Origin of the sequence: Aeromonas sp. s2 (genome assembly GCF_040907935.1) — a bacterium.
In the GTDB taxonomy this organism is placed as follows: Bacteria; Pseudomonadota; Gammaproteobacteria; order Enterobacterales; family Aeromonadaceae; genus Aeromonas; species Aeromonas dhakensis.
Genome location: NZ_JBFOCR010000005.1, coordinates 292,508 through 311,419, shown reverse-complemented (window position 1 = coordinate 311,419; position 18,912 = coordinate 292,508). Strand labels below are relative to the sequence as shown.

Below are 18,912 nucleotides of genomic sequence, written 5' to 3'. Positions count from 1 at the left end.
GGGCCCCGCTTTGTTTTGCGCTATCCCCTGTCAGGGCGACTCAGAACATCTGTTCGTCGTCAGCATCCACGAAGAGTTGCAGGCAGTCGCGCGCCTCATCCCGGTGCAGTCGCAGGTGGATGGGGTTGCAGCAGGCCATGCAATCCTCATAAAACTCCTGATCCCCCTGGCTGGCATCCAGCTCGACCCGGGTATGATGGCCACAATGGGGGCAGACGATGCGCTTGCTGGTGTACTCGATCATGATGACCTCCTCGGGCCCGTGGGCCGCCTCTCTCCCCAGATTCTAGCTGGATCGCACCTGCCTGACCGCGAGCAAGCGCACGATCATGACCGGGATCAAGGGAGGCAGGAGGTCAGTCCGCCAGAGCGTGGTTTATTTGACCCAGCTGGCCAGCATCTGGGCATCCAGCTCGGTGAGCGAGCGCAGCTGATGATTGGCAATGGCCAAGCGTGGGTCACCCACCAATGCCGGGTACATGGGAACGATCAGCGCCTGCTTGTCGTTTACTTGACCCAGCTGGTCAGCATCTGGGCATCCAGCTCGGTGAGCGAGCGCAGCTGATGGTTGGCGATGGCCAGACGGGGGTCACCCACCAGCGCCGGGTCCGGCACAATCAGCGCGGTCATGGAGGCCGCCTTGGCCGCCAGCAGACCGGTAAAGCTGTCCTCGATGGCGAGACAATGCACCGGCTCGACTCCCAGCTTCTCGGCGGCGTGGATATAGACATCCGGGTGCGGCTTGCCAAAGCGCTCCACCTCGGCAGAGTGCACCGCCAGGAAGCGATCGCGAATGCCGAGCTTGCCGAGCACGGCCTCCACCATGGCAAAGGGGGAGGAGGTGGCCAGACCGATTTTAAGGCCTTGCGCCTCGATGAGGTCGAGTGCCTCCAGCACGCCAGCCTTGGCCTGACCTTCGGAGAGGATCAGGGCGTTGACCCGATCCAGGATGCGCTGCACCACCTCTTCCTGGCTGGGGCCGCTCCAGGGGCGCAACCGATACCAGTGGGCGACCAGCTGATCGATGCGCACGCCTATGGTCGATTCGCAGTCTTCCACCGTGTGGGGATGGCCCAGCTCGGAGAAGACAGCCATCTGGGCCCGTTGCCAAAAGGGTTCCGAGTCGATCAGAACTCCATCCATATCGAAGATCACAGCAGTTAACATCTTGTACTCCTGACATAGGTGAAGGGGGGATTATAAACAAGGTGCCTCAATGCAAAAGGGGCATTGCCATGCCCCTTGCGCTGGATCATGCTGGCAAACGTTTGATTTCGTGTGCCAAAAAGTGGGCTTAGAACAGCACCTTGACGCCGGCCGCAACCGCTTTGGCTTTTTCTACCGCTTCGCTGCACTGCTTGGCTCGCGTCAGTGCCACGCCGAGCCGGCGGCGACCGGCGATCTCCGGCTTGCCAAACAGCCGCAGCTGGGCACCCGGCACCAGAGCCAGCGCCTCGCCAATCCCCTGATAGCGGATGTCCTGGCTGTGACCTTCGCGAAGCACCACGGCGGAGGCGCTCGGCCCGTACTGGGTGATGGTGCCGATGGGCAGCCCCAGAATGGCGCGCACGTGCAGGGCGAACTCGGAGAGATCCTGGGAGATGAGGGTCACCATGCCGGTGTCGTGGGGGCGCGGCGAGACCTCGCTGAACCAGACCTCATCACCCTTGATGAAGAGCTCGACCCCGAACAGGCCGTAGCCGCCCAGCGCCTCGACCACCTTGGCCGCTACCTCTTTGGAGCGGGCCAGAGCAAGTTCGCTCATCGCTTGCGGCTGCCAGGATTCACGGTAGTCGCCATCCTCCTGGCGATGGCCGATGGGCTCGCAGAAGTGGATGCCGTCTACCGCGCGTACCGTGAGCAGGGTGATCTCGTACTCGAAGGGGACGAAGCCCTCGACGATCACCTTGCCGCGACCGGCGCGACCGCCCTCCTGGGCATAGGTCCAGCTCTCGTCGAGTTTGGCGAGATCGCGCAGCAGGCTTTGGCCCTTGCCGGATGAGCTCATCACCGGCTTCACCACGCAGGGCAGGCCGATGGTCTCTACGGCGGCGACGAACTCCTCCTTGCTCTGGGCAAAGCGGTAGGGGGACGTGGGCAAGCCCAGCGTCTCGGCGGCGAGGCGGCGGATCCCCTCCCGGTTCATGGTGAGCTGGGTGGCGCGGGCGTTCGGCACCACCTTGACCCCTTCCTGCTCCAGGGCGGCCAGGGTATCGGTGGCGATGGCTTCCAGCTCGGGGATGATCAGATCCGGTTTGACCTCGTTGACCAGGGCGCGCAGGGCGGCACCGTCCAGCATGTCCAGCACATGGGCTCTGTGCGCCACCTGCATGGCGGGGGCATCGGCATAGCGGTCGGCGGCGATCACCTCGATGCCGAAGCGTTGCAGCTCGATGGCGACCTCCTTGCCAAGTTCGCCGGAGCCCAGCAGCAGGGCGCGGGTGGCGCCGGGGCGGGTAGCGGTTCCAAACATGTGATCTCTCCTGATGTCGTGGGTGGTGATTGAGGGCCGCTATCGCACGAATAGCGGGCAAAAAAAGAGGCACGCATGGCGTACCTCAGGAAACGGATTTGTGGGCGCGCTGCTCCAGATGGGTGAGCAGGGTGATGGCGCCGATGATGATGGCGGCGCCGAGCCACAGTCGGCCAGGCGGCGCCCAGCCAAACACCAGCCAGCCGGCCAGCACGTTCATGGGCAGCTTGGCAAAATCAAAGGGTTGCACGAACGAGGCCTCGGCCACGCTGTAGGCGCGGGCGATGGACATCTGGGCCAGCGCCGACAGCACGCCGGAGGCGGCCACCAGCAGCCACTGGGCTTCGCTCGGCCACTGCCACTCCGGCAGCGCCAGCATGGCGTTGAACGGAGTGCTGAAGATGAGCAGGTAGACGACGATGGTGTGGGACGACTCGCTGGCCGCCTGATAGCGCACCAGCAAGGAGTAGCCGGCCCAGAACAGGGCCGCCGCCACCGGCAGCAGGGAAGCCCAGCTGAAATCGTCGGTCCAGGGGGCCAGGATCAGCATGGCGCCGACAAAGCCGGCCAGGGTTGCCAGAATGCGGGCTCGGCTCACCTGTTCCTTGAGAAAGAGGGCCGACCCCAGAGTGGCAAACAGCGGCGAGGTCATCAGCAGCGCTATCCCTTGCCAGATGGGAACGGGGACCGCCAGCGCCCACAGCCAGAACTGGATGCCGACCACCGCCAGGGCAACCCGCAGCAGGTGCAGCCGCAGCTGGTTGGTCATCAGCGACTGGCGCAGGCCGTGGCGAATGAGCCAGGGCAGCAGACAGACCAGGGCAATCAGATATTGATGGAAAGCGACCTGGGTCGAGGGGAGGCCGAGCTTGAAGCTGACATATTGGCTCAGGCTGTTGACGGCGGCGAAGCAGAGGCCCGCTACCATCATCCAGACTGCACCGGCAAAGGGGGAGTGCCTGCGCGAGGGTGTCATGGGATCCGGGTCGCTGAAAAAAGTGCGGCGGATCATAACGGCAATCGTTTGTTCTGCCAAGCCTTGGCGGGGCGTGAGAGAGGCGGCTGGCGAGAGAATGCACTACCATCAAAATTTTTGAATAAGTTGAGCATCTATTTTCGCTATCTGTATAGAAGCCCAATGTTTAGAGTGACCTCCATCGACAGCACTGCTGTTCAACCGACAACCTAATGGAGTTTCACCATGGCCAATATCCTCGTACTCAAGTCCAGCATCCTGGGCCAATATTCCCAATCCAACGCCCTGATCGACGGTTTTCTGGCCGACCATCAGTCCGACACCGTCACCGTGCGTGATCTGGCGGCCCTGAACCTGCCGGTACTGGATGGTGAGCTGGCGTCTGGCCTGCGCGGTGGTGAAAACCTCAACGAGCGTCAACTGGCCGTGCTGGCGCAGTCCGACGAGCTGATCGCAGAGCTCAAGGCGAGCGATCTGGTGGTGATTGCCGCCCCCATGTACAACTTCAACATCCCGACCCAGCTGAAAAACTGGATCGATCTGGTGGCCCGTGCCGGCGTCACCTTCCGTTACACCGAAACCGGTCCGGTCGGCCTGGTGGAAAACACCCGCGCCCTGGTGATCAGCCCCCGCGGCGGTATGCACGTCGGCAGCGCCACCGATCTGGTGACCCCCTACATGCGCACCGTGCTGGGCTTCATCGGCATCAAGGAGGTGGACTTCATCTATGCCGAAGGCATGGGCATGGGTCCGGATGCCCAGGCCAAGGGCATCGAGCAGGCCAAGGGCCAGCTGGAGACCCTGGCCCTCTGATCAAGAGAGCAACCAGCCATACGCCAGAAAGCAACAACGCAGCCCGAGGGCTGCGTTGTTTTTTTGGTGCCTGACCTGATGAAGCGGCCCGTCAGGTCAATCCCGCAGAAAGCGGCGACAGCCGCTGCCGACCATCAGGCAGACCACCACCAGGGAGCCCAGCAGCAGGGTAGTGAGCCACTGCTCGGCGCTGTCGGGCAGGCGGGGCGAGAGGAGGCTGATCATCAGCAAGGCACAGAGGGTGATCAGGCTGGCGGGACGGGTCAGAAACATCATGGGTCATCCTTGGCTACGGCTGGTGAAGAGAAGGCTAACCGCGGTCTGTGACAGCAAGATGTATCCATACCTCTTGCCGATGGTCAGTTGACCGGGGTAGCCATCACCATAGCAGCTTTTGCCGTCGGAGCCAGCGGCATGGGCCGGGTTGTGATCCGGATCCCTATCTGAACTGCTTCTGATCTTCCTGATAGTGGAAATCGCCGCTGGCGAGCCGGGCGACCAGCGCCTGCTTGTCGAGATCCTGCGCCTTGCAGAGATCATCGAGATCATCGTAGCGATCACGCAGCTGCATGTTGACCAGGCTCAGCAGCATGTTGACGTCCATGGTGGCAAAGTTGTTGAGGTTCATGAGGGTCGCTCGTTATCCAGCAGGTGAAGTTGTTCGATGGCATCGCTGACGCTTTGCAGGTGCAGACGGATGGATTGGCGCGCCTCGGCCGGCAGGTAGTCGGTGAGGGTGTGCTGCCAGCTGCCCGCTTCGCTCTTGAGCTGCTGGAACAGGGTGAGCCCCGCCTGGGTGAAGGAGACCAGGCTGACCCGCTTGTCGTGCTCGCTGCTCTCGGTGAACAGGATCCCTTTTTCCACCAGCCGGTGAATTTCGCGGGAGATCCGCACCTTGTCCATCCCGCTCGCCTCCACCAGCTCTTTCTGACTGATGGGGTAGTGGGGGCCGAGCACCATCATCAGGCGCCATTGAGGCACCGTCAGCTGATAGCGTTGCTGGTAAAACTGTTCGAAGGTATCGCGCACCATCTCGGCGGCGTGTACCAGCTGATAGGGGGGATAGTGGGCAAGCAGCTCTATGATCTTTGACATATGACATCCTGCTGTGACGGCTGCATCGGGTGCAGTTTCTCTTGATACTTTGACCTTGATGATACGTAACACAGGGCCGTTTGTCTGAACAAGTACCAGAGAAATGTGCGGTTGCGCACGTCATCCGCCGCAACCGGGTCTATTCGAAGCTGGTTTTACTGTCGCCGGCTCAGCCTTTGCGCAGCCAGAGAAGGGCGTTGTGCTTGAGCCAGGCCTCGCGGCTTTGCAGGGTGTAGAGCGCCGCTTCGTCACGGCTGCCCGCCTGCCAGCTGTGGGGCTCCTGTTTAGGCAGCTTGCGCTGGCCCAGCAGACAGGCCGGTACATGGGCGTTGGCCTTGATGGCGGCGGCCAGCAGCGGCTGCGCGGCCTCGGCGCCAGCGCAGACGAACGTCATCAGCGCCTTGTTGTAGAGCAGCCAGCTGGAGGCTTCATCAAAGCGCACCAGCAGAGCCTGCAGGGCCGACCAGTCCCCTTGCAGGGTATAGAGGCTGGAGAGGGGATAACGGCAACCCAGTTCATCGGCCACGCACAGCTCGAGCAGGGCCAGATATTCGCTGCGCGCCTGTGCCAGCTGGCCGAGGCGCAGCAGGCAGTCGGCCCGCCCGGCGCGGGCGGCCAGCAGAGGGCGCGCTTCGTGGGCACTCCAGCCATGGCCGGCAATCTGCTGCCAGAAGGCGGCGTCAAACAGCGGTTCGGCGTCGGCGATCACCTTGTCAAACCAGCCGAGGCGGCTGTGCGGATCGCGGCTGGCATCGGCCAGTTCGAACCACTGCTGCCACTGCTCGGCCTGCTGGCTGTCCAGCGCCTGCTCCGTGCTCGGCACGGCCTGATACTCATCTAATTGCAGCAGCTGGTTGAGGGCGGTCTTCATGTTCTGGCGCTGACGCTTGCAGAACTCCATGAAGGGAAGGTCACTGCCGGCGGCCGCGTGCAGCATCTGCGCCATGGGCTTGTCGCGAAACAGGCTCAGCTCGGCGGCCAGGCTGAAACGGTACTGGGTGGTAGGGTCGTTCAGATCCCTGGGCTTGGGCCAGGTGGCAAAGCCCTGGCTGAAGCCGTAACACCATTGCCCGAGGGGGTGGCTCTGCTCGAACACCTGCTCCGGGCTCTCGGTGGAGAGGCGGCACTGGCTCGGCAGGGCGAGCTGGGCCTCATCGGCCTGGGCTTCCAGTTCGGCGATCAGGTGGCGCAGCGCCTCGGCGCTTTTTTCATCCAGCTCGGCGTCATGGGGCAACAGACCGGCCAGCGGGGCCTGCCAGTCAGGGGCATCCGGCCCGACCAGGCGAGCACACAAAAAGCCGTGCAGCGCCGGGTAGGTCATGTCCTGCCCACTGTGGGTCTGGATCCATTGATTGAGATGACGGGTACGAGTGGATGGATTCATCGACAGTTCCTCTGGATTTTGACAGCGGCGAAGTCTACCCAAAAGTGGGGTTATTTGCAGCAAAAGGGCGGCTGACTGGCGATTATATGGACACGCCCCGGCCAAAAGGCCCTGAAAATCACCCGCGAACAGGGCAAGGGACTAGGCCCTGTTACCGCTCTTGGGGTAACATGCGCGCCCATACAGGCAATGAAAAATTGGCCATCCGGACAATGAAAGAAGAGAACACCATGCTACAGATTGGCAAGATGAACACCCTTACCGTAGTCGAGCTCGAAGATCGGGGCGCCTGGCTGGCGGCTGGCGAAGAGTACGGCGAGCTGCTGCTGCCCAAGCGTCAACTGCCGGAAGGGGTGGCGGAAGGGGACGGCGTCAAGGTCTTCCTCTATCTGGATGCCGACTGCGAGCCGGTGATCACCACCGACAAGCCGTTTGCCATGGTGGACGACATCGTCGGCCTCAAGGTGGTCAATGCCAACAAGATTGGCGCCTTCCTCGACTGGGGCATGAAGAAGGATCTGTTCGTACCAAGCCGTGAGCAGAACAAGCCGATGCAGGTGGGCCATGTCTATCTGGTGCGGCTGATGCTCGATCACGAGGGGCGCATGGTAGGCACCAGCCGCCTCGAGCGGTTCCTGCGCACCGACAAACCTCCCTTCAAGGCCGGTGACGAAGTGACTGCCCTGCCTGGCGAGCGCACGCCGCTCGGCATCAAGGCCATCGTCAATGGCGAGTACTCCGGCATGCTGTTCAAGAACGAGGTGTTCGGCCGGGTGACCACGGGCCGTCCGCTGACCGCCTGGGTCAAGCAGGTGCGTGATGACGGCAAGCTGGATCTGACCCTGCAAAAGCCGGGTGTGGCGCGGCTGGACGATGCCGGCGAGCAGATCCTGGTCCGCCTCAAGAAGCAGGGCGGCAGCCTGGCGGTGGGCGACAAGAGCGAACCCGAGCTCATCTACAAGCTGCTCGGCATGAGCAAGGGCACCTTCAAGAAGGCCATCGGCGGCCTCTACAAGCAGGGCAAGCTGGTCATCGATGACTACAGCATCACATTGACGGGCGACGATCAGCGCGAAGGCGGCGAGTAAGTGCCGAGCCCCTGCGTCGGTGCGTGCCGGGCGAAAGACGGTCTCTGCCTTGGCTGTGGCCGCACCCTGACCGAGATTGGTCACTGGTCCGCCATGGCTAGCGAGGCCCAGCTGGCGGTGATGGCGCAGCTGGATGGTTCCACCAGCACCCACCGCTGCCCCGGCTGCGGTGAACCGGCCTTTTGCGCCGTGTCGGCCGGCGCGACCATCGCAGAGTGCTGGTGTAGCCAGCTGCCGGCCCTGCCCATGGGGGAGGCCGATAGCTGCTGGTGCCGGCGCTGTCTGGCGAAGGCCATCGCGGCCCGACCTTGAGCAATGATCACCGCAAAAGAAAAAGGCGCCGAGGGCGCCTTTTTCATGCCTGTTGCTGACGGTGCCAGCGCACGTAGACATCGTGCTCGTTGCTATGACGGGGCAGCAGGAAGGTGGCAAAGATCACCTCAAACTCCTCCTGATGGTCCAGCAGACCCACCCACACTTCGACCCAGCGCTCCATGTCCACCGGCACACCGAGCTCGGTTGACCAGTCGGCATTGGGCAGGGTCGCCTCGACGGCGCCACGCTGTTCGAACTCCAGGGTGATGTCGACGATTTGTTCGGGGGCCAGCATGTCTGCGGCCTGCTCAAGAAACTGATCATAGGCCCATTCGACCAGCTGATCCGGGGTACGCTGTTCCATGAAATCACTCCAGATACATCGAGGTTCGCTACTGTAACAATTATTGGCGGTGGCGGCCAGACCAGTGGGAAGGGTGCGCCAGCGCCGGGCAAGGCAGGCCGGAGTTGGGTATGGTTGAAGAGGGGTAGGGCAAGGGAGAGCGGGCATGAAACGGCGGACGAGACGGCAGCAGATCAAGCGGCGGCGGGAGACCTGGTGGTGGCACTACCTGCCGCTGCATCGGGGCACGGTGGGCGGGCACCTGGGGCCCTCCACCGACGAGATCGGGCTCGCACCGTGAACAAGCCCGACACCCATCAGGCATCAGTCTGCCTGATGCACCTTGTTGAGGGTCACCTGCCCCAGCTGGCCCATCTGGCGGCGGATCCAGGCCGAGCGCTGCTGGACGTAGGGCGAGGGGGGCTTGACCCGGTAGCGCCAGGGGTTGGGCAGGGCCGCCGCCAGCAGTGACGCCTCGTAGCGGGTGAGACGTATCGCCGGCTTGCCAAAGTAGTGTCTGGCAGCAGCCTCGGCGCCGTAGATGCCGGGCCCGAACTCCACGATATTCAGGTACACCTCGAGGATGCGGGACTTGTCCCAGCCCAGCTCCATCAGCAGGGTGAACCAGGCCTCGATCCCCTTGCGCAGGAAGCTGCGATCGCTCCACATGAAGAGGTTCTTGGCGGTCTGCTGGCTGAGGGTGCTGGCGCCGCGCACCCGCTCACTGTGCTGATTGTGCTTGAGTGCCGAGCTGATGGCATCCATGTCGAAGCCGTTGTGCTCGGCAAAGCGCTGATCTTCGGCGGCGATCACCGCCAGCTGCAGCTCGCGGGAGATCTGCTCGAGCGGCACCCAGTCGTGCTTCACCTCGGCCACCTTGGCAGGGGGAAACAGCGCCCGCTCGATGCGCCAGGTCCACATGGGCGGATCGATGAAACGCAGCAGCGCCACCGAGACGATGGTGCTGAGCAGCGCCGCCAGCAGCAGCTTGCCGAGCCAGTTCAGCAGGCGCCGTGCCGGATTGGGCCGCACGGGCTCTGGCTCCGACTCCCAGACGTAGTGACTCGGATCATCGGGATCCGGAATTATTGGGGCAGCCATTCGATGTGGCAGAACTTCTCGTCAACACGGCGGGAGAGCAGCATGCGGGCGAACAGGTGCTCGTACTCTTCCTGCTCGTTGCCAAGGCCGATCCAGATCTCGGCGTACTCGGCGTCGCTGACCTCGAAGCCAACGTCCGCTTCCCAGTCATCGGCCGGATCGGTTTCCGCCAGCAGGCCGCGGTCGTTGAACTCCTGATTGAAGCGGGCGATCTCCTGCTCCGGCAGGTTGTCGGAGGCCAGCTCCATGAAGAGTTCGAGGGCGGTGTCGAGCAGTTCCTCGACGCTGTGCATTTCGTCATTCAAAGACATAAGCGGTCTGTTCCAGCTGATAAATAAAGAAAAACACCGACGGCTCGGCCGCACGGTGGCGCGCCGTATTCTAGCCGTCCCCTACGGGCTTGGCGAGTGCAGCAGCGCCCTTGACCCGGTTGCGGCAATAAAAAACCGGATCCTGGCAGCAGGATCCGGTCTTCATTGGGGGAAAGGGTCACGCATAGGGCGTCAGGCTCATCCCTTCTTGTCGTCGGCGAAGGTGATGTTGAGCTCGAGTACCGACAGCTCATCACTCTTCTTGTCGAGCTGGACCGTGATCTTGTCAGGGTCTATCTCCACATATTTGCGGATCACGTCGAGGATATCCTGCTTGAGCTGGGGCAGGTAATCCGGCCCCCCTCTGGATGAACGCTCGTGAGCCACGATGATCTGCAACCGCTCTTTGGCCAGTTGTGCGGTGCTCTGTTTCTTGTTGGAACGAAAATAATCCAATAATGACATGCTTAACTCCCGAACAGTCGGCTAAAGAAGCCCTTCTTCTCTTCTTCCAGAAAACGAAAATCCTTGGTGTCACCCAACAGGCGGGCAACGGCGTCCTCATAGGCCTGACCGGCATCGGACTCCTTGTCCAAGATGACGGGTTCGCCGGAGTTGGATGCGCGCAGCACCGCCTGGGACTCCGGGATCACCCCGAGCAGTTTGATGGCCAGGATCTCCTGTACGTCCTGTACGCTCAGCATGTCGCCGCGGTTGACGCGGGTCGGGCAGTAGCGGGTCAGCAGCAGGTGCTCCTTGATCGGGTCTTCGCCACGCTCGGCGCGACGGGACTTGGAGGCCAGGATGCCGAGGATGCGATCCGAGTCACGCACGGAGGAGACTTCCGGGTTGGTGGTGACAATAGCTTCATCGGCGAAGTAGAGCGCCATCAGGGCGCCGGCTTCGATCCCCGCCGGGGAGTCGCAGACGATGTAGTCGAACTGCATCTCGCTCAGCTGATCCAGGATCTTCTCGACCCCTTCGCGGGTGAGGGCATCCTTGTCCCGGGTCTGGGAGGCGGGCAGGATGAACAGGTTCTCGCAGCGCTTGTCCTTGATGAGGGCCTGGTTGAGGTTGGCCTCGCCATTGATGACGTTGACGAAGTCATACACCACGCGCCGCTCGCAGCCCATGATGAGGTCCAGGTTTCGCAGGCCAATGTCAAAATCGATGACCACTGTCTTGTGGCCACGCTGGGCTAAACCGGTACTCAGGGCCGCGCTGGTTGTGGTCTTGCCAACGCCACCTTTACCCGATGTAACGACTATGATTCGCGCCATTCTCGCTTCCTTGTAACTCTATTTGATTCGGTCTATACGGAGTTGTTCGTTATCCAGCCGGACATGAACCGGCTGCTGGATGAGGCCGGCCGGCAATGCATCGCTGAGCTGGAAGGTGCCAGCGATGGAGAGCAGCTCGGCCTGCAGTTGCTGGCAATAGATCCGTGCCTGGGGGTTGCCCTTGGCGCCGGCAATGGCCCTGCCGCGCAGAGTGCCATAAATATGAATACTGTCGTCGGCGATGACTTCGGCGCCCGGGCTGACCGAGCCCAGCACCACCAGCGAGGTGCCGGCGGCATAGAGCTGCTGGCCGGAGCGAACCGGGCCCACATGCACCTTGCTCGCTATCACCGGTGCCGGCACGGGTTTCGCTTCTACGATGGGGGCCGGAGCCGGTTCTGGCTGGGGTTCGGCCTTGCGGCTCTTGCCGGAGGCCATCACCGCCAGCCCTGCCGCCTTGGCGGCCGTCTTCATCGCCTCGTTCTGGGCCCCCGTGATCCCGACCAGCACGAAGTCTTCCGATTCCACCAGCTCCTTGAGCTGTTCGAAGTCGGGGATCTCGGTGAGCCGTTCCACATTGATGACGAGGGGGGCACAATTAAAGAACTGGGGCGCCTGGGCCACTTTGGCCGCCAGCAACTGGCGGATCCGCTCAGGCTTGCCATCGCTGATATGCAACACAGAAATAGTGAAGGTGGTCCCTTTCAATTCGTTATCGCGCTCAACCATGAATCTTCCCCGAGACAGAGACGGTAATCCGTTATTGTTATTCAATTCCTGATGTTATAGTTTGCCATCCTCAGAGGCAATAAACCGGTTGGATTATATCAATTTCCATGTTGTGTGCAGTCTATAAAAGTCGCAAAAAAGCCGAGACCTATCTTTTTGTTGAAAGAAGAGAGGACTTTTCCCGCGTACCCGAGGTGCTGATGAGTACATTCGGCCGTCCCGAACTGGTATTGATGACCAAACTGGACCCAGCCAAGCCCTTGGGGATCGCCTCCACCAGCCGGGTGATGGAGGCGCTGCAGAGTCAGGGCTTCTATCTGCAGATGCCCCCGCCGCCGGAAAACCTGCTGGAGCAGCACAAGGCTCAATTGAAGGCCGAACGTAAATGAAGAGGCGGCTGGCACTGCTGCTGATGGGGGGATTGTCGAGCCACCCGCTGCAGGCCAGCCCCGATTTTGACCATTATGTGACGGGCCTCAAACAGGAGGCCCTGGCCGCCGGGATCCAGCCCGCGACCATTGCTGCCGCCTTCGCCGATATTCATCTGATCGAGGTCGCCATTCGGCACGATAAAAATCAGCCGGAATTTAAACAGACCCTCGCCACTTATATTTCCAACGCAGTGCCGCAGTGGAAAGTCAATCAAGCCAAACGGCTATATCGTCAGTATTTGCCGCTGCTCACAAAAATAGGGGCGGAATATGATGTGCAACCCCGCTTTATTGTCGCCCTGTGGGGCATTGAAACCAATTTCGGCAAATTGACCGGCAAATATCCGCTGGTCTCGTCGCTGGCGACCCTGGCCTGGGAGGGGCGCCGTGAGGCCTTCTTCAAGGGGCAGCTGTTCGATACCCTGCGCATGCTGGAAGAGGAGCCGATCACCCCGGCCGAGCTCAAGGGCTCCTGAGCCGGCGCCATGGGACAGGTGCAGTTCATGCCCTCTTCCTACCGTCAATACGCGGTCGACCAGGACGGTGACAGCAAGAAGGATCTGTGGGGGACGCCGGCGGATGTGTTTGGTTCGGCAGCCAATTATCTGCGCCAGAACGGCTGGCACGGGGATGAAACCTGGGGGCGCCGGGTGAGGGTGCCCGCCGGTCTGGATCCTGCGCTGGTCGGGCTTGAAGATACCCGAACGCTGTCGGCCTGGCAGGCCCTCGGGGTACGCAAAGCGGATGGCGGCGCCTTGCCCGCGGTGAAGATGCAGGCCTCGCTGGTGCAGCCCGACGGGGCAGGGGGCGCTGCCTATCTCGCCTATCCCAATTATCGGGTGCTGCGCGACTGGAATCGCTCCCACTATTTCGTGGTGGCGGTGGGGACCCTGGCCGATCGCCTGGTGGAATAAGGCCGAGGCGCTCTGGCCACCAATCTCGGCAGGGCAGTAGGATGGTCCCGGAAATTAACGAGCCAGCCCCAGGGAAATGGTGCCATGAAGAAGGTGATGAGCGGGAAATAATGGGCAATAAAAAAGGCGGGAATTCCCGCCTTTTGCATTTGCCGTTATCTGCTTAGTCGCAGGCAACCTGCATCACCTTGATGGCCAGGCCACCGCGGGAGGTTTCACGGTACTTGGAGTCCATGTCCTTGCCGGTGATGTACATGGTCTCGATCACCTTGTCCAGGGAGACGCGCGGCTTGGAGGTACGACGCAGCGCCATGCGGGAGGCGTTGACCGCCTTCATGGCGGCGATGGCGTTGCGCTCGATGCAGGGTACCTGCACCTGACCGGCGACCGGGTCACAGGTCAGACCCAGGTTGTGCTCCATGCCGATCTCGGCAGCTTCACAGACGTGCTCCGGGCTGCCGCCCATCAGCTCGGTCAGGCCGGCGGCGGCCATGGAGCAGGAGACGCCCACCTCACCCTGGCAGCCCACTTCGGCGCCGGAGATGGAGGCGTTCATCTTGTAGAGCATGCCGACGGCAGCCGCAGCCAGATAGAAGCGGGTGTAGTCGTCACGGCCAACCGGCTGGATGAACTTGTCGTAGTAGGCCAGCACGGCCGGGATGATGCCGGCGGCGCCGTTGGTCGGCGCGGTCACCACACGGCCACCGGCCGCGTTCTCTTCACTGACCGCCAGGGCAAACATGTTGACCCAGTCGACGATGTTCATCGGATCGTTGGAGAGGTTCTCGTTGGTGGTCAGCTGGCGATAGAGCGGCGCAGCGCGGCGCGGTACGCGCAGCGGGCCGGAGAGGACGCCCTCGGTGCGGCAGCCGCGCTCGATCCCTTCACGCATGGTGGTCCAGATCTTGCCGAGCTTCTTGTAGATCTCTTCCGGGGTGTTGAAGCACTTCTCGTTCTCCATCATCAGGGCGGAGATGGAGAGGCCGGTCTGGCTGCAGTGGGCGATGAGCTCGGCCGCGCTCTTGAACGGGTAGCTGACGGACATGTCGCCGCTGTCGCCCTTGCCGAAGTTCTCTTCGTCAACGATGAAACCACCGCCGATGGAGTAGTAGGTCTTGCTGTAGACGGCTTCGTCTTCGATGAAGGCGGTCAGCTTCATGCCGTTTTCGTGCAGCGGCAGGGCTTCGTCATGGAACACCATGGCGTCGCGCGGGAAGCTGACGGTGTGGCAGTGCAGGCCGATGGGCAGACGACCGGTCTGTTCGACGCGGGAGATGAACTCGGGGATGCCGTCGATATCGACATTTTCCGGCAGGTTGCCCGCCAGACCCATGATGATAGCGGTATCGGTGTGGTGACCTTTACCGGTCCAGGAGAGTGAGCCGTAGACATCGACCTGGATCCGGGTGATGTCACGGATCTTGCCGCCTGCACGCAGTTCATCCACGAACTGTTTGGCTGCCTTCATCGGGCCGACAGTGTGGGAAGAGGAGGGGCCAACACCGATTTTGAAGATATCAAAAACGCTGATCATGTAACAATTACCTCAGGATAGAAGGGGGCGCCATGCCCACTCGCAGAAACGGGGTGATCCATGGGACGAGGGCGTCGTCGCCGAGGTCAATGAACCAGATAACCACAGTGTAACGGCTCAAAGCCCAAAAAAAGTTGAAATAGATCTATTTTTGTTGAATCAGAGCGGCGAGTATAAAATTTATTTTGATGCTTATCCATTTTGTTAAGCGTTTGCCCATAAAAATACCCGACACTGCCGGGTATTTAGGAACCAAATGGAGCAAGTTACCGATTTTTAACACTCGGTGATGTTAACCGCCAGGCCGCCGCGGGCGGTTTCCTTGTATTTGGTCTTCATGTCGTTGCCGGTTTCCCACATGGTTTTGATCACCTTGTCCAGCGACACCTTGTGCTCGCCGGTGCCGCGAAGGGCGAGGCGGGCGGCGTTGATCGCCTTGACCGCCCCCATGGCATTGCGCTCGATGCAGGGTACCTGCACCTGGCCACCCACCGGATCACAGGTGAGCCCCAGGTTGTGCTCCATGCCTATTTCGGCGGCGTTTTCGACAATTGCCGGGCTGCCCCCCAGGATCTCGGTCAGCGCCCCCGCCGCCATGGAGCAGGCCACCCCCACTTCCCCTTGGCAGCCCACTTCCGCACCCGAGAGGGAGGCGTTCTTCTTGTAGAGGATGCCGATGGCGGCGGCGGTGAGGAAGTAACTCAGCAGCAGCTCGTCATCCACCTTGCGCACGAAGCGATCGTAATAGTGCAGCACGGCGGGAATGATGCCGGCGGCACCGTTGGTGGGGGCGGTCACCACCCGGCCGCCGGCGGCATTCTCCTCGTTGACGGCCAGCGCGAACAGATCCACCCACTCCATCACCATCAGCGGATCCTTGTTGAAGTTGGTCTCGCAGCTGAGCTGGCGATAGAGGGCCGGCGCCCGCCGTTTCACCTTGAGCCCGCCGGGTAACACCCCCTCGCTGCGACAGCCACGCTCGACGCAGCCCTGCATCGCCTGCCAGATCTTGCGCAGGCCCGCCTTGATCTCGGCCTCAGTGCGAAACACCTTCTCGTTGGCCAGCATCAGGCCTGAGATGGAGAGGCCACTCTCCTGGCAGTGAGCCAGCAGCTGGGCGCCGCTCTCGAACGGGTAGGGAACGGGGTGGGCCGCATCGAAGCGGGCGGCCTCCTCCTTGGCGTTGGCGAAGTGGCTCTCCTCGATGATGAAGCCGCCACCGATGGAGTAGTAGGTCTGCTCGAACAGCAGCTGTTCACCGGCGAAGGCGCGCAGGGTCATGCCGTTGGAGTGGGCGGGCAGGGTCTTGCGCCGGTTGAAGATGATGGCGCCGCTGCGGGCGAACTGGCTGGGCTGCTCCCCCGCCAGCCGCAGCGACTGGCTACGCTCCACCTCGGCCAGGAAGGCGGGAATGGCCTCGATGTCCACCGACTCGGGTTCAAAACCGGCCAGCCCCAGGATGATGGCCTTGCCGGTGCCATGGCCCTTGCCGGTCTGGCCGAGGGAGCCGTAGCACTCCACTTCTACCCGTTCGGTCCGGGGCAGCAGCCCCTGTTGCTTGAGTGCGATGACAAAGGCGTAAGAGGCGCGCATCGGCCCCACGGTATGAGAAGAAGAGGGACCGATCCCGATGGAAAACAGGTCGAAGACACTGATCATGACACCACTCCGATTATGGGTTTCGTCTAAATATTGTAAATTTTTTGTAGTCGATGGAAAGCGGGAAAACCGAGGGGTGTGATGGCGGCACGCAAATGGGGGTGGTTACGGCGAAGGGTTGCCGAGACGGGTAGGGGAGCAGATGAAAAAGAGCGGACCCAGGTCCGCTCTCTTATCCACTTGGGCTGCAGCTTGTCTGCGGCTTAGTCGAGGAACTCGCACAGATAGGCGGTGGGGGTCTTCACTTCCAGCTTGAAGGAGGAGTGGCCGGCCACGTCGAAGGATTGGCCCTGCTCATAGGTGTGCCACTCATCTTCATCGGCCAGCTGGATGGTAAGGGCACCCTTGACCACCGTCATCCGCTCGGGGGCGGCGGTATTGAACTGGTAGTGACCCGCTTCCATCACACCGACGGTCGCTTTGTCCCCTTTTTGCTCGAAACCGATAGATTTTACATTTCCGTCAAAATATTCGTTAACTTTCAGCATGTTTTCATCCCTGTATGCACGTTTGCCAAGCCAAAATAGCACAATGTTTTGTTAGTTGTCATGATGAAAGCGGGAAAAATCGCCGTGTTCCTTTTGAATCTTAACTTTATTGCAAACTTATCAATAACTCCCGTTAACGATTTGGCGATTTCAAACAGCCAATAAATATGAGATAAAGCGCGCGCTCAGGAGAATGGACAGCTGTTCTTCCCCTGTTTGGTTGATTGCACTGGGAAAGTGTAAATAATTGCTACATAAAGGAACATTCTGTGTTAACAAAAGGACTCATTAAGAACGTTGGCTTCCAGGTCGTGGTTGCCATGGTGCTGGGGGCACTGGTGGGGGCGTTCATGGGTGAACAAGCCACCGTGTTCGCACCGCTCGGTACGCTCTTTATCCAGCTCATCAAGATGCTGGTGATCCCGCTGGTGGCGGTGGCCATCCTGTCGGGGGCAGCCAACCTGGGAGCCAGCCCGGCGGCAGGCAAGATTGGTGTCACCACGCTGGCCTTCTTCCTCGGCACCTCGGCGCTGGCGGTGCTGCTGGCACTGGTGATGGGGCAGATCTTCAAACCCGGGATCGGGGTCGAGTTCGGCTCCATGGCCTCCATGTTCTCCGGTGACTATTCCGACAAGGGTGCCCTGCCCGATGCGGTTGCCACCCTGCTCGGGATGATCCCGACCAACGTCTTCCAATCGCTCAACGAAGCCAACATCCTGCAGATCCTGGTGTTCTGCATGTTCCTCGGCATCGCGCTGGCCAAGCAGCCCCGCGAGCGGGCCAAGCCGCTGGTCGATGGTTTGAACACCCTGGTGGATGCCTTCGTCTGGATGATCAACAAGGTGATGCTGATTGCGCCGCTCGGCGTGTTCGGCCTGATGGCTGACGCCATCGGCACCTACGGCTTCGACGTGCTGACCCTGGTGATCAAGCTGTTCGTGGTCTATCTGGCCGCCATCCTGATCTTCGGCTTCGTGGTCTATCCGCTGCTGGTCATGATCTTCTCCAACACCCCGGTGCGCAAGTACCTGTCTGCCATGAAGAAGCCGCAGATCGTCGCCTTCTCCACCGCCTCTTCCATGGCGACCCTGCCGGTCAACATGGAGACCTGCGAGAAAGAGCTGAAGGTGAGCAATGCCACGGCCTCCTTCGTGCTGCCGCTGGGTGCCACCATCAACATGAGCGGCAACGCCATCTATTACGGTCTGGTCGCCATCTTCTTCGCCCAGGTCTATCAGATCGATCTCTCCATGGGTGCCTGGGCTGCCATCATAGTGACCGCCACCCTGGGGGCCATCGGTCAGGCCGGTGTACCTGGCCCGAGCTTCCTGGTGGTCGCCGTGCTGCTGGCCGCCGGGATCCCCATCGAGGGACTGCCGCTGTTGTTTGCGCTGGATCGTCTGTTCGACATGATCCGTACCGCCCTCAACATCACCGGTGATGCGGCCTGCGCCGTCATCGTCGACCGCTACAGCCCGGATTACGATCCGGACCGCTGGAACAAATAATCCAGTTGCAATGAACAAGGGGCCCGCGGGCCCCTTTCTTTATGTTTGTCTGTTTGCCTCAGCCGAGCTGCTCCAGCGCCTGCTGGCAGCGCTGCTCGGCGGCGTCCAGCTCCAGCAGCACCATCTTGATGTCTTCCAGCTGCTGCTGCAGGGTATCCCGCTTGTCGGCCACCAGTCCCAGCATGGTCTGCAGCTGGGTACGGCTGCTCTTGTCCGCATCGTAGAGATCGAACAGATCGCGGATGTCCGCCAGGCTGAACCCCAGTCGCTTGCCGCGCAGGGTGAGCTTGAGCCGCACTCTGTCCTGACGGCTGTAGATCCGGGTCTGCCCCTGACGAGCAGGATTCAAAAGTCCCTGATCTTCATAAAAACGAATACTTCGGGTCGTAACATCAAATTCACGGGCCAGTTCGCTGATGCTGTAGGTCCGTTTGTCATCCTTGGTTCGGTTCATGGCGCTATCTTGACTG

The 18,912-nt window shown here is 61.3% G+C and carries 24 protein-coding genes and 2 pseudogenes; 7 read left to right on the top strand and 19 right to left on the bottom strand.

The window, feature by feature from the left end:
* Window positions 1-40: 40 nt before the first annotated feature.
* The 5 genes and pseudogenes from AB5Y81_RS02865 to AB5Y81_RS02845 all read right to left on the bottom strand — a co-directional run bounded on the left by AB5Y81_RS02865 (window position 41) and on the right by AB5Y81_RS02845 (window position 3,449).
* Complete coding sequence (locus AB5Y81_RS02865; protein WP_005301298.1) at window positions 41-244, bottom strand: CPXCG motif-containing cysteine-rich protein; 204 nt, start codon at window positions 242-244, stop codon at window positions 41-43.
* 132 nt (window positions 245-376) lie between these two features.
* Window positions 377-499, bottom strand: a pseudogene (locus tag AB5Y81_RS02860) (hexitol phosphatase HxpB); the annotation flags it as partial.
* 8 nt (window positions 500-507) lie between these two features.
* Window positions 508-1,167, bottom strand: coding sequence for a hexitol phosphatase HxpB (gene hxpB, locus AB5Y81_RS02855; RefSeq protein WP_017764382.1), 660 nt, complete (start codon window positions 1,165-1,167; stop codon window positions 508-510).
* A gap of 127 nt (window positions 1,168-1,294) precedes the next feature.
* Window positions 1,295-2,473 carry a formate-dependent phosphoribosylglycinamide formyltransferase gene (purT, locus tag AB5Y81_RS02850; protein WP_279484312.1) on the bottom strand — a complete coding sequence of 393 codons (1,179 nt, stop codon included), beginning with the start codon at window positions 2,471-2,473 and terminating at the stop codon, window positions 1,295-1,297.
* An 85-nt stretch (window positions 2,474-2,558) separates the two neighbouring features.
* Window positions 2,559-3,449, bottom strand: coding sequence for a DMT family transporter (locus tag AB5Y81_RS02845; RefSeq protein ID WP_048018400.1), 891 nt, complete (start codon window positions 3,447-3,449; stop codon window positions 2,559-2,561).
* A gap of 225 nt (window positions 3,450-3,674) precedes the next feature.
* On the opposite strand from AB5Y81_RS02845, the gene AB5Y81_RS02840 reads away from it, so the two are divergent.
* A complete protein-coding gene (locus AB5Y81_RS02840; RefSeq protein ID WP_005301286.1) occupies window positions 3,675-4,262 on the top strand; it encodes an FMN-dependent NADH-azoreductase in 588 nt (195 codons plus the stop codon).
* 96 nt (window positions 4,263-4,358) lie between these two features.
* Here AB5Y81_RS02840 and AB5Y81_RS02835 read toward each other — a convergent pair whose 3' ends face one another.
* The 4 genes from AB5Y81_RS02835 to AB5Y81_RS02820 form a co-directional block, all read right to left on the bottom strand.
* A complete protein-coding gene (locus AB5Y81_RS02835; protein WP_017779728.1) occupies window positions 4,359-4,538 on the bottom strand; it encodes a hypothetical protein in 180 nt (59 codons plus the stop codon).
* Window positions 4,539-4,701: 163 nt separating this feature from the next.
* Window positions 4,702-4,890 carry a DUF4250 domain-containing protein gene (locus tag AB5Y81_RS02830; protein ID WP_005301282.1) on the bottom strand — a complete coding sequence of 63 codons (189 nt, stop codon included), beginning with the start codon at window positions 4,888-4,890 and terminating at the stop codon, window positions 4,702-4,704.
* Window positions 4,887-5,357: a MarR family winged helix-turn-helix transcriptional regulator gene (locus AB5Y81_RS02825; protein ID WP_005301279.1), complete on the bottom strand. Its 471-nt coding sequence runs from the start codon at window positions 5,355-5,357 to the stop codon at window positions 4,887-4,889. Before AB5Y81_RS02825 ends, AB5Y81_RS02830 begins: the two co-directional genes overlap by 4 nt.
* A 169-nt stretch (window positions 5,358-5,526) precedes the next feature.
* Complete coding sequence (locus AB5Y81_RS02820; RefSeq protein ID WP_201899078.1) at window positions 5,527-6,741, bottom strand: UPF0149 family protein; 1,215 nt, start codon at window positions 6,739-6,741, stop codon at window positions 5,527-5,529.
* Here AB5Y81_RS02820 and AB5Y81_RS02815 point away from each other — a divergent pair.
* Window positions 6,732-7,829: a S1 RNA-binding domain-containing protein gene (locus tag AB5Y81_RS02815; protein WP_017779730.1), complete on the top strand. Its 1,098-nt coding sequence runs from the start codon at window positions 6,732-6,734 to the stop codon at window positions 7,827-7,829. The two genes, AB5Y81_RS02820 and AB5Y81_RS02815, sit on opposite strands and share 10 nt — an antisense overlap.
* Window positions 7,830-8,141, top strand: a complete 312-nt coding sequence (locus AB5Y81_RS02810) for a DUF1289 domain-containing protein (protein WP_081588809.1) — start codon at window positions 7,830-7,832, stop codon at window positions 8,139-8,141.
* A 43-nt stretch (window positions 8,142-8,184) separates the two neighbouring features.
* Here AB5Y81_RS02810 and AB5Y81_RS02805 read toward each other — a convergent pair whose 3' ends face one another.
* Complete coding sequence (locus tag AB5Y81_RS02805; RefSeq protein ID WP_021467256.1) at window positions 8,185-8,508, bottom strand: HI1450 family dsDNA-mimic protein; 324 nt, start codon at window positions 8,506-8,508, stop codon at window positions 8,185-8,187.
* A gap of 145 nt (window positions 8,509-8,653) precedes the next feature.
* Between AB5Y81_RS02805 and AB5Y81_RS02800 the strand changes: the two genes are divergently transcribed.
* Window positions 8,654-8,788, top strand: a complete 135-nt coding sequence (locus tag AB5Y81_RS02800) for a hypothetical protein (protein WP_268028616.1) — start codon at window positions 8,654-8,656, stop codon at window positions 8,786-8,788.
* 23 nt (window positions 8,789-8,811) lie between these two features.
* Here AB5Y81_RS02800 and mtgA read toward each other — a convergent pair whose 3' ends face one another.
* The 5 genes from mtgA to minC all read right to left on the bottom strand — a co-directional run bounded on the left by mtgA (window position 8,812) and on the right by minC (window position 11,908).
* Window positions 8,812-9,519, bottom strand: coding sequence for a monofunctional biosynthetic peptidoglycan transglycosylase (gene mtgA / locus AB5Y81_RS02795; RefSeq protein ID WP_017784788.1), 708 nt, complete (start codon window positions 9,517-9,519; stop codon window positions 8,812-8,814).
* A gap of 53 nt (window positions 9,520-9,572) precedes the next feature.
* On the bottom strand, window positions 9,573-9,899 hold the full coding sequence (locus AB5Y81_RS02790; protein ID WP_005301255.1) for an HI1450 family dsDNA-mimic protein: 327 nt from the start codon (window positions 9,897-9,899) through the stop codon (window positions 9,573-9,575).
* A gap of 198 nt (window positions 9,900-10,097) precedes the next feature.
* Entirely contained in the window at window positions 10,098-10,364 is a 267-nt protein-coding gene (minE, locus tag AB5Y81_RS02785) for a cell division topological specificity factor MinE (protein ID WP_005301252.1), read from the bottom strand.
* A gap of 2 nt (window positions 10,365-10,366) precedes the next feature.
* Window positions 10,367-11,179, bottom strand: coding sequence for a septum site-determining protein MinD (gene minD / locus AB5Y81_RS02780; RefSeq protein WP_005301248.1), 813 nt, complete (start codon window positions 11,177-11,179; stop codon window positions 10,367-10,369).
* A gap of 18 nt (window positions 11,180-11,197) precedes the next feature.
* A complete protein-coding gene (minC, locus tag AB5Y81_RS02775; RefSeq protein ID WP_005301245.1) occupies window positions 11,198-11,908 on the bottom strand; it encodes a septum site-determining protein MinC in 711 nt (236 codons plus the stop codon).
* A gap of 107 nt (window positions 11,909-12,015) precedes the next feature.
* Between minC and AB5Y81_RS02770 the strand changes: the two genes are divergently transcribed.
* Both AB5Y81_RS02770 and AB5Y81_RS02765 read left to right on the top strand, forming a co-directional pair.
* Window positions 12,016-12,297: a YcgL domain-containing protein gene (locus tag AB5Y81_RS02770; protein ID WP_017764394.1), complete on the top strand. Its 282-nt coding sequence runs from the start codon at window positions 12,016-12,018 to the stop codon at window positions 12,295-12,297.
* A pseudogene (locus tag AB5Y81_RS02765) lies at window positions 12,294-13,253 on the top strand (lytic transglycosylase domain-containing protein). The gene AB5Y81_RS02770 and the pseudogene AB5Y81_RS02765 overlap by 4 nt, the downstream one beginning before the upstream one ends.
* A gap of 163 nt (window positions 13,254-13,416) precedes the next feature.
* Here AB5Y81_RS02765 and AB5Y81_RS02760 read toward each other — a convergent pair.
* The 3 genes from AB5Y81_RS02760 to AB5Y81_RS02750 all read right to left on the bottom strand — a co-directional run bounded on the left by AB5Y81_RS02760 (window position 13,417) and on the right by AB5Y81_RS02750 (window position 16,934).
* The gene (locus AB5Y81_RS02760) at window positions 13,417-14,787 is read right to left on the bottom strand and encodes an L-serine ammonia-lyase (RefSeq protein ID WP_005301233.1); all 1,371 of its coding nucleotides are present in this window, start codon (window positions 14,785-14,787) and stop codon (window positions 13,417-13,419) included.
* Window positions 14,788-15,063: 276 nt separating this feature from the next.
* Window positions 15,064-16,446: an L-serine ammonia-lyase gene (locus AB5Y81_RS02755; protein WP_005301231.1), complete on the bottom strand. Its 1,383-nt coding sequence runs from the start codon at window positions 16,444-16,446 to the stop codon at window positions 15,064-15,066.
* Between the two features lie 203 nt (window positions 16,447-16,649).
* A complete protein-coding gene (locus AB5Y81_RS02750; protein ID WP_010633884.1) occupies window positions 16,650-16,934 on the bottom strand; it encodes a pyrimidine/purine nucleoside phosphorylase in 285 nt (94 codons plus the stop codon).
* Window positions 16,935-17,203: 269 nt separating this feature from the next.
* On the opposite strand from AB5Y81_RS02750, the gene AB5Y81_RS02745 reads away from it, so the two are divergent.
* A complete protein-coding gene (locus AB5Y81_RS02745; RefSeq protein WP_005301229.1) occupies window positions 17,204-18,442 on the top strand; it encodes a dicarboxylate/amino acid:cation symporter in 1,239 nt (412 codons plus the stop codon).
* 58 nt (window positions 18,443-18,500) lie between these two features.
* On the opposite strand, the gene AB5Y81_RS02740 is transcribed toward AB5Y81_RS02745, so the two are convergent.
* Window positions 18,501-18,896 (bottom strand): MerR family DNA-binding transcriptional regulator, encoded by a 396-nt coding sequence (locus tag AB5Y81_RS02740; protein WP_005301228.1) that lies wholly within the window; start codon window positions 18,894-18,896, stop codon window positions 18,501-18,503.
* Between the last annotated feature and the right edge of the window lie 16 nt (window positions 18,897-18,912).

Excerpts from the sequence above, each read along its gene's own strand:
- AB5Y81_RS02865 (WP_005301298.1), bottom strand. The coding sequence starts at position 244 with ATGATCGAGTACACCAGCAAGCGCATCGTCTGCCCCCATTGTGGCCAT.
- hxpB (WP_017764382.1), bottom strand. The coding sequence starts at position 1,167 with ATGTTAACTGCTGTGATCTTCGATATGGATGGAGTTCTGATCGACTCG.
- purT (WP_279484312.1), bottom strand. The coding sequence starts at position 2,473 with ATGTTTGGAACCGCTACCCGCCCCGGCGCCACCCGCGCCCTGCTGCTG.
- AB5Y81_RS02845 (WP_048018400.1), bottom strand. The coding sequence starts at position 3,449 with ATGACACCCTCGCGCAGGCACTCCCCCTTTGCCGGTGCAGTCTGGATG.
- AB5Y81_RS02840 (WP_005301286.1), top strand. The coding sequence starts at position 3,675 with ATGGCCAATATCCTCGTACTCAAGTCCAGCATCCTGGGCCAATATTCC.
- AB5Y81_RS02835 (WP_017779728.1), bottom strand. The coding sequence starts at position 4,538 with ATGATGTTTCTGACCCGTCCCGCCAGCCTGATCACCCTCTGTGCCTTG.
- AB5Y81_RS02830 (WP_005301282.1), bottom strand. The coding sequence starts at position 4,890 with ATGAACCTCAACAACTTTGCCACCATGGACGTCAACATGCTGCTGAGC.
- AB5Y81_RS02825 (WP_005301279.1), bottom strand. The coding sequence starts at position 5,357 with ATGTCAAAGATCATAGAGCTGCTTGCCCACTATCCCCCCTATCAGCTG.
- AB5Y81_RS02815 (WP_017779730.1), top strand. The coding sequence starts at position 6,732 with ATGGATTCATCGACAGTTCCTCTGGATTTTGACAGCGGCGAAGTCTAC.
- AB5Y81_RS02820 (WP_201899078.1), bottom strand. The coding sequence starts at position 6,741 with ATGAATCCATCCACTCGTACCCGTCATCTCAATCAATGGATCCAGACC.
- AB5Y81_RS02805 (WP_021467256.1), bottom strand. The coding sequence starts at position 8,508 with ATGGAACAGCGTACCCCGGATCAGCTGGTCGAATGGGCCTATGATCAG.
- AB5Y81_RS02800 (WP_268028616.1), top strand. The coding sequence starts at position 8,654 with ATGAAACGGCGGACGAGACGGCAGCAGATCAAGCGGCGGCGGGAGACC.
- AB5Y81_RS02790 (WP_005301255.1), bottom strand. The coding sequence starts at position 9,899 with ATGTCTTTGAATGACGAAATGCACAGCGTCGAGGAACTGCTCGACACC.
- minE (WP_005301252.1), bottom strand. The coding sequence starts at position 10,364 with ATGTCATTATTGGATTATTTTCGTTCCAACAAGAAACAGAGCACCGCA.
- minD (WP_005301248.1), bottom strand. The coding sequence starts at position 11,179 with ATGGCGCGAATCATAGTCGTTACATCGGGTAAAGGTGGCGTTGGCAAG.
- minC (WP_005301245.1), bottom strand. The coding sequence starts at position 11,908 with ATGGTTGAGCGCGATAACGAATTGAAAGGGACCACCTTCACTATTTCT.
- AB5Y81_RS02770 (WP_017764394.1), top strand. The coding sequence starts at position 12,016 with ATGTTGTGTGCAGTCTATAAAAGTCGCAAAAAAGCCGAGACCTATCTT.
- AB5Y81_RS02760 (WP_005301233.1), bottom strand. The coding sequence starts at position 14,787 with ATGATCAGCGTTTTTGATATCTTCAAAATCGGTGTTGGCCCCTCCTCT.
- AB5Y81_RS02755 (WP_005301231.1), bottom strand. The coding sequence starts at position 16,446 with ATGATCAGTGTCTTCGACCTGTTTTCCATCGGGATCGGTCCCTCTTCT.
- AB5Y81_RS02750 (WP_010633884.1), bottom strand. The coding sequence starts at position 16,934 with ATGCTGAAAGTTAACGAATATTTTGACGGAAATGTAAAATCTATCGGT.
- AB5Y81_RS02740 (WP_005301228.1), bottom strand. The coding sequence starts at position 18,896 with ATGAACCGAACCAAGGATGACAAACGGACCTACAGCATCAGCGAACTG.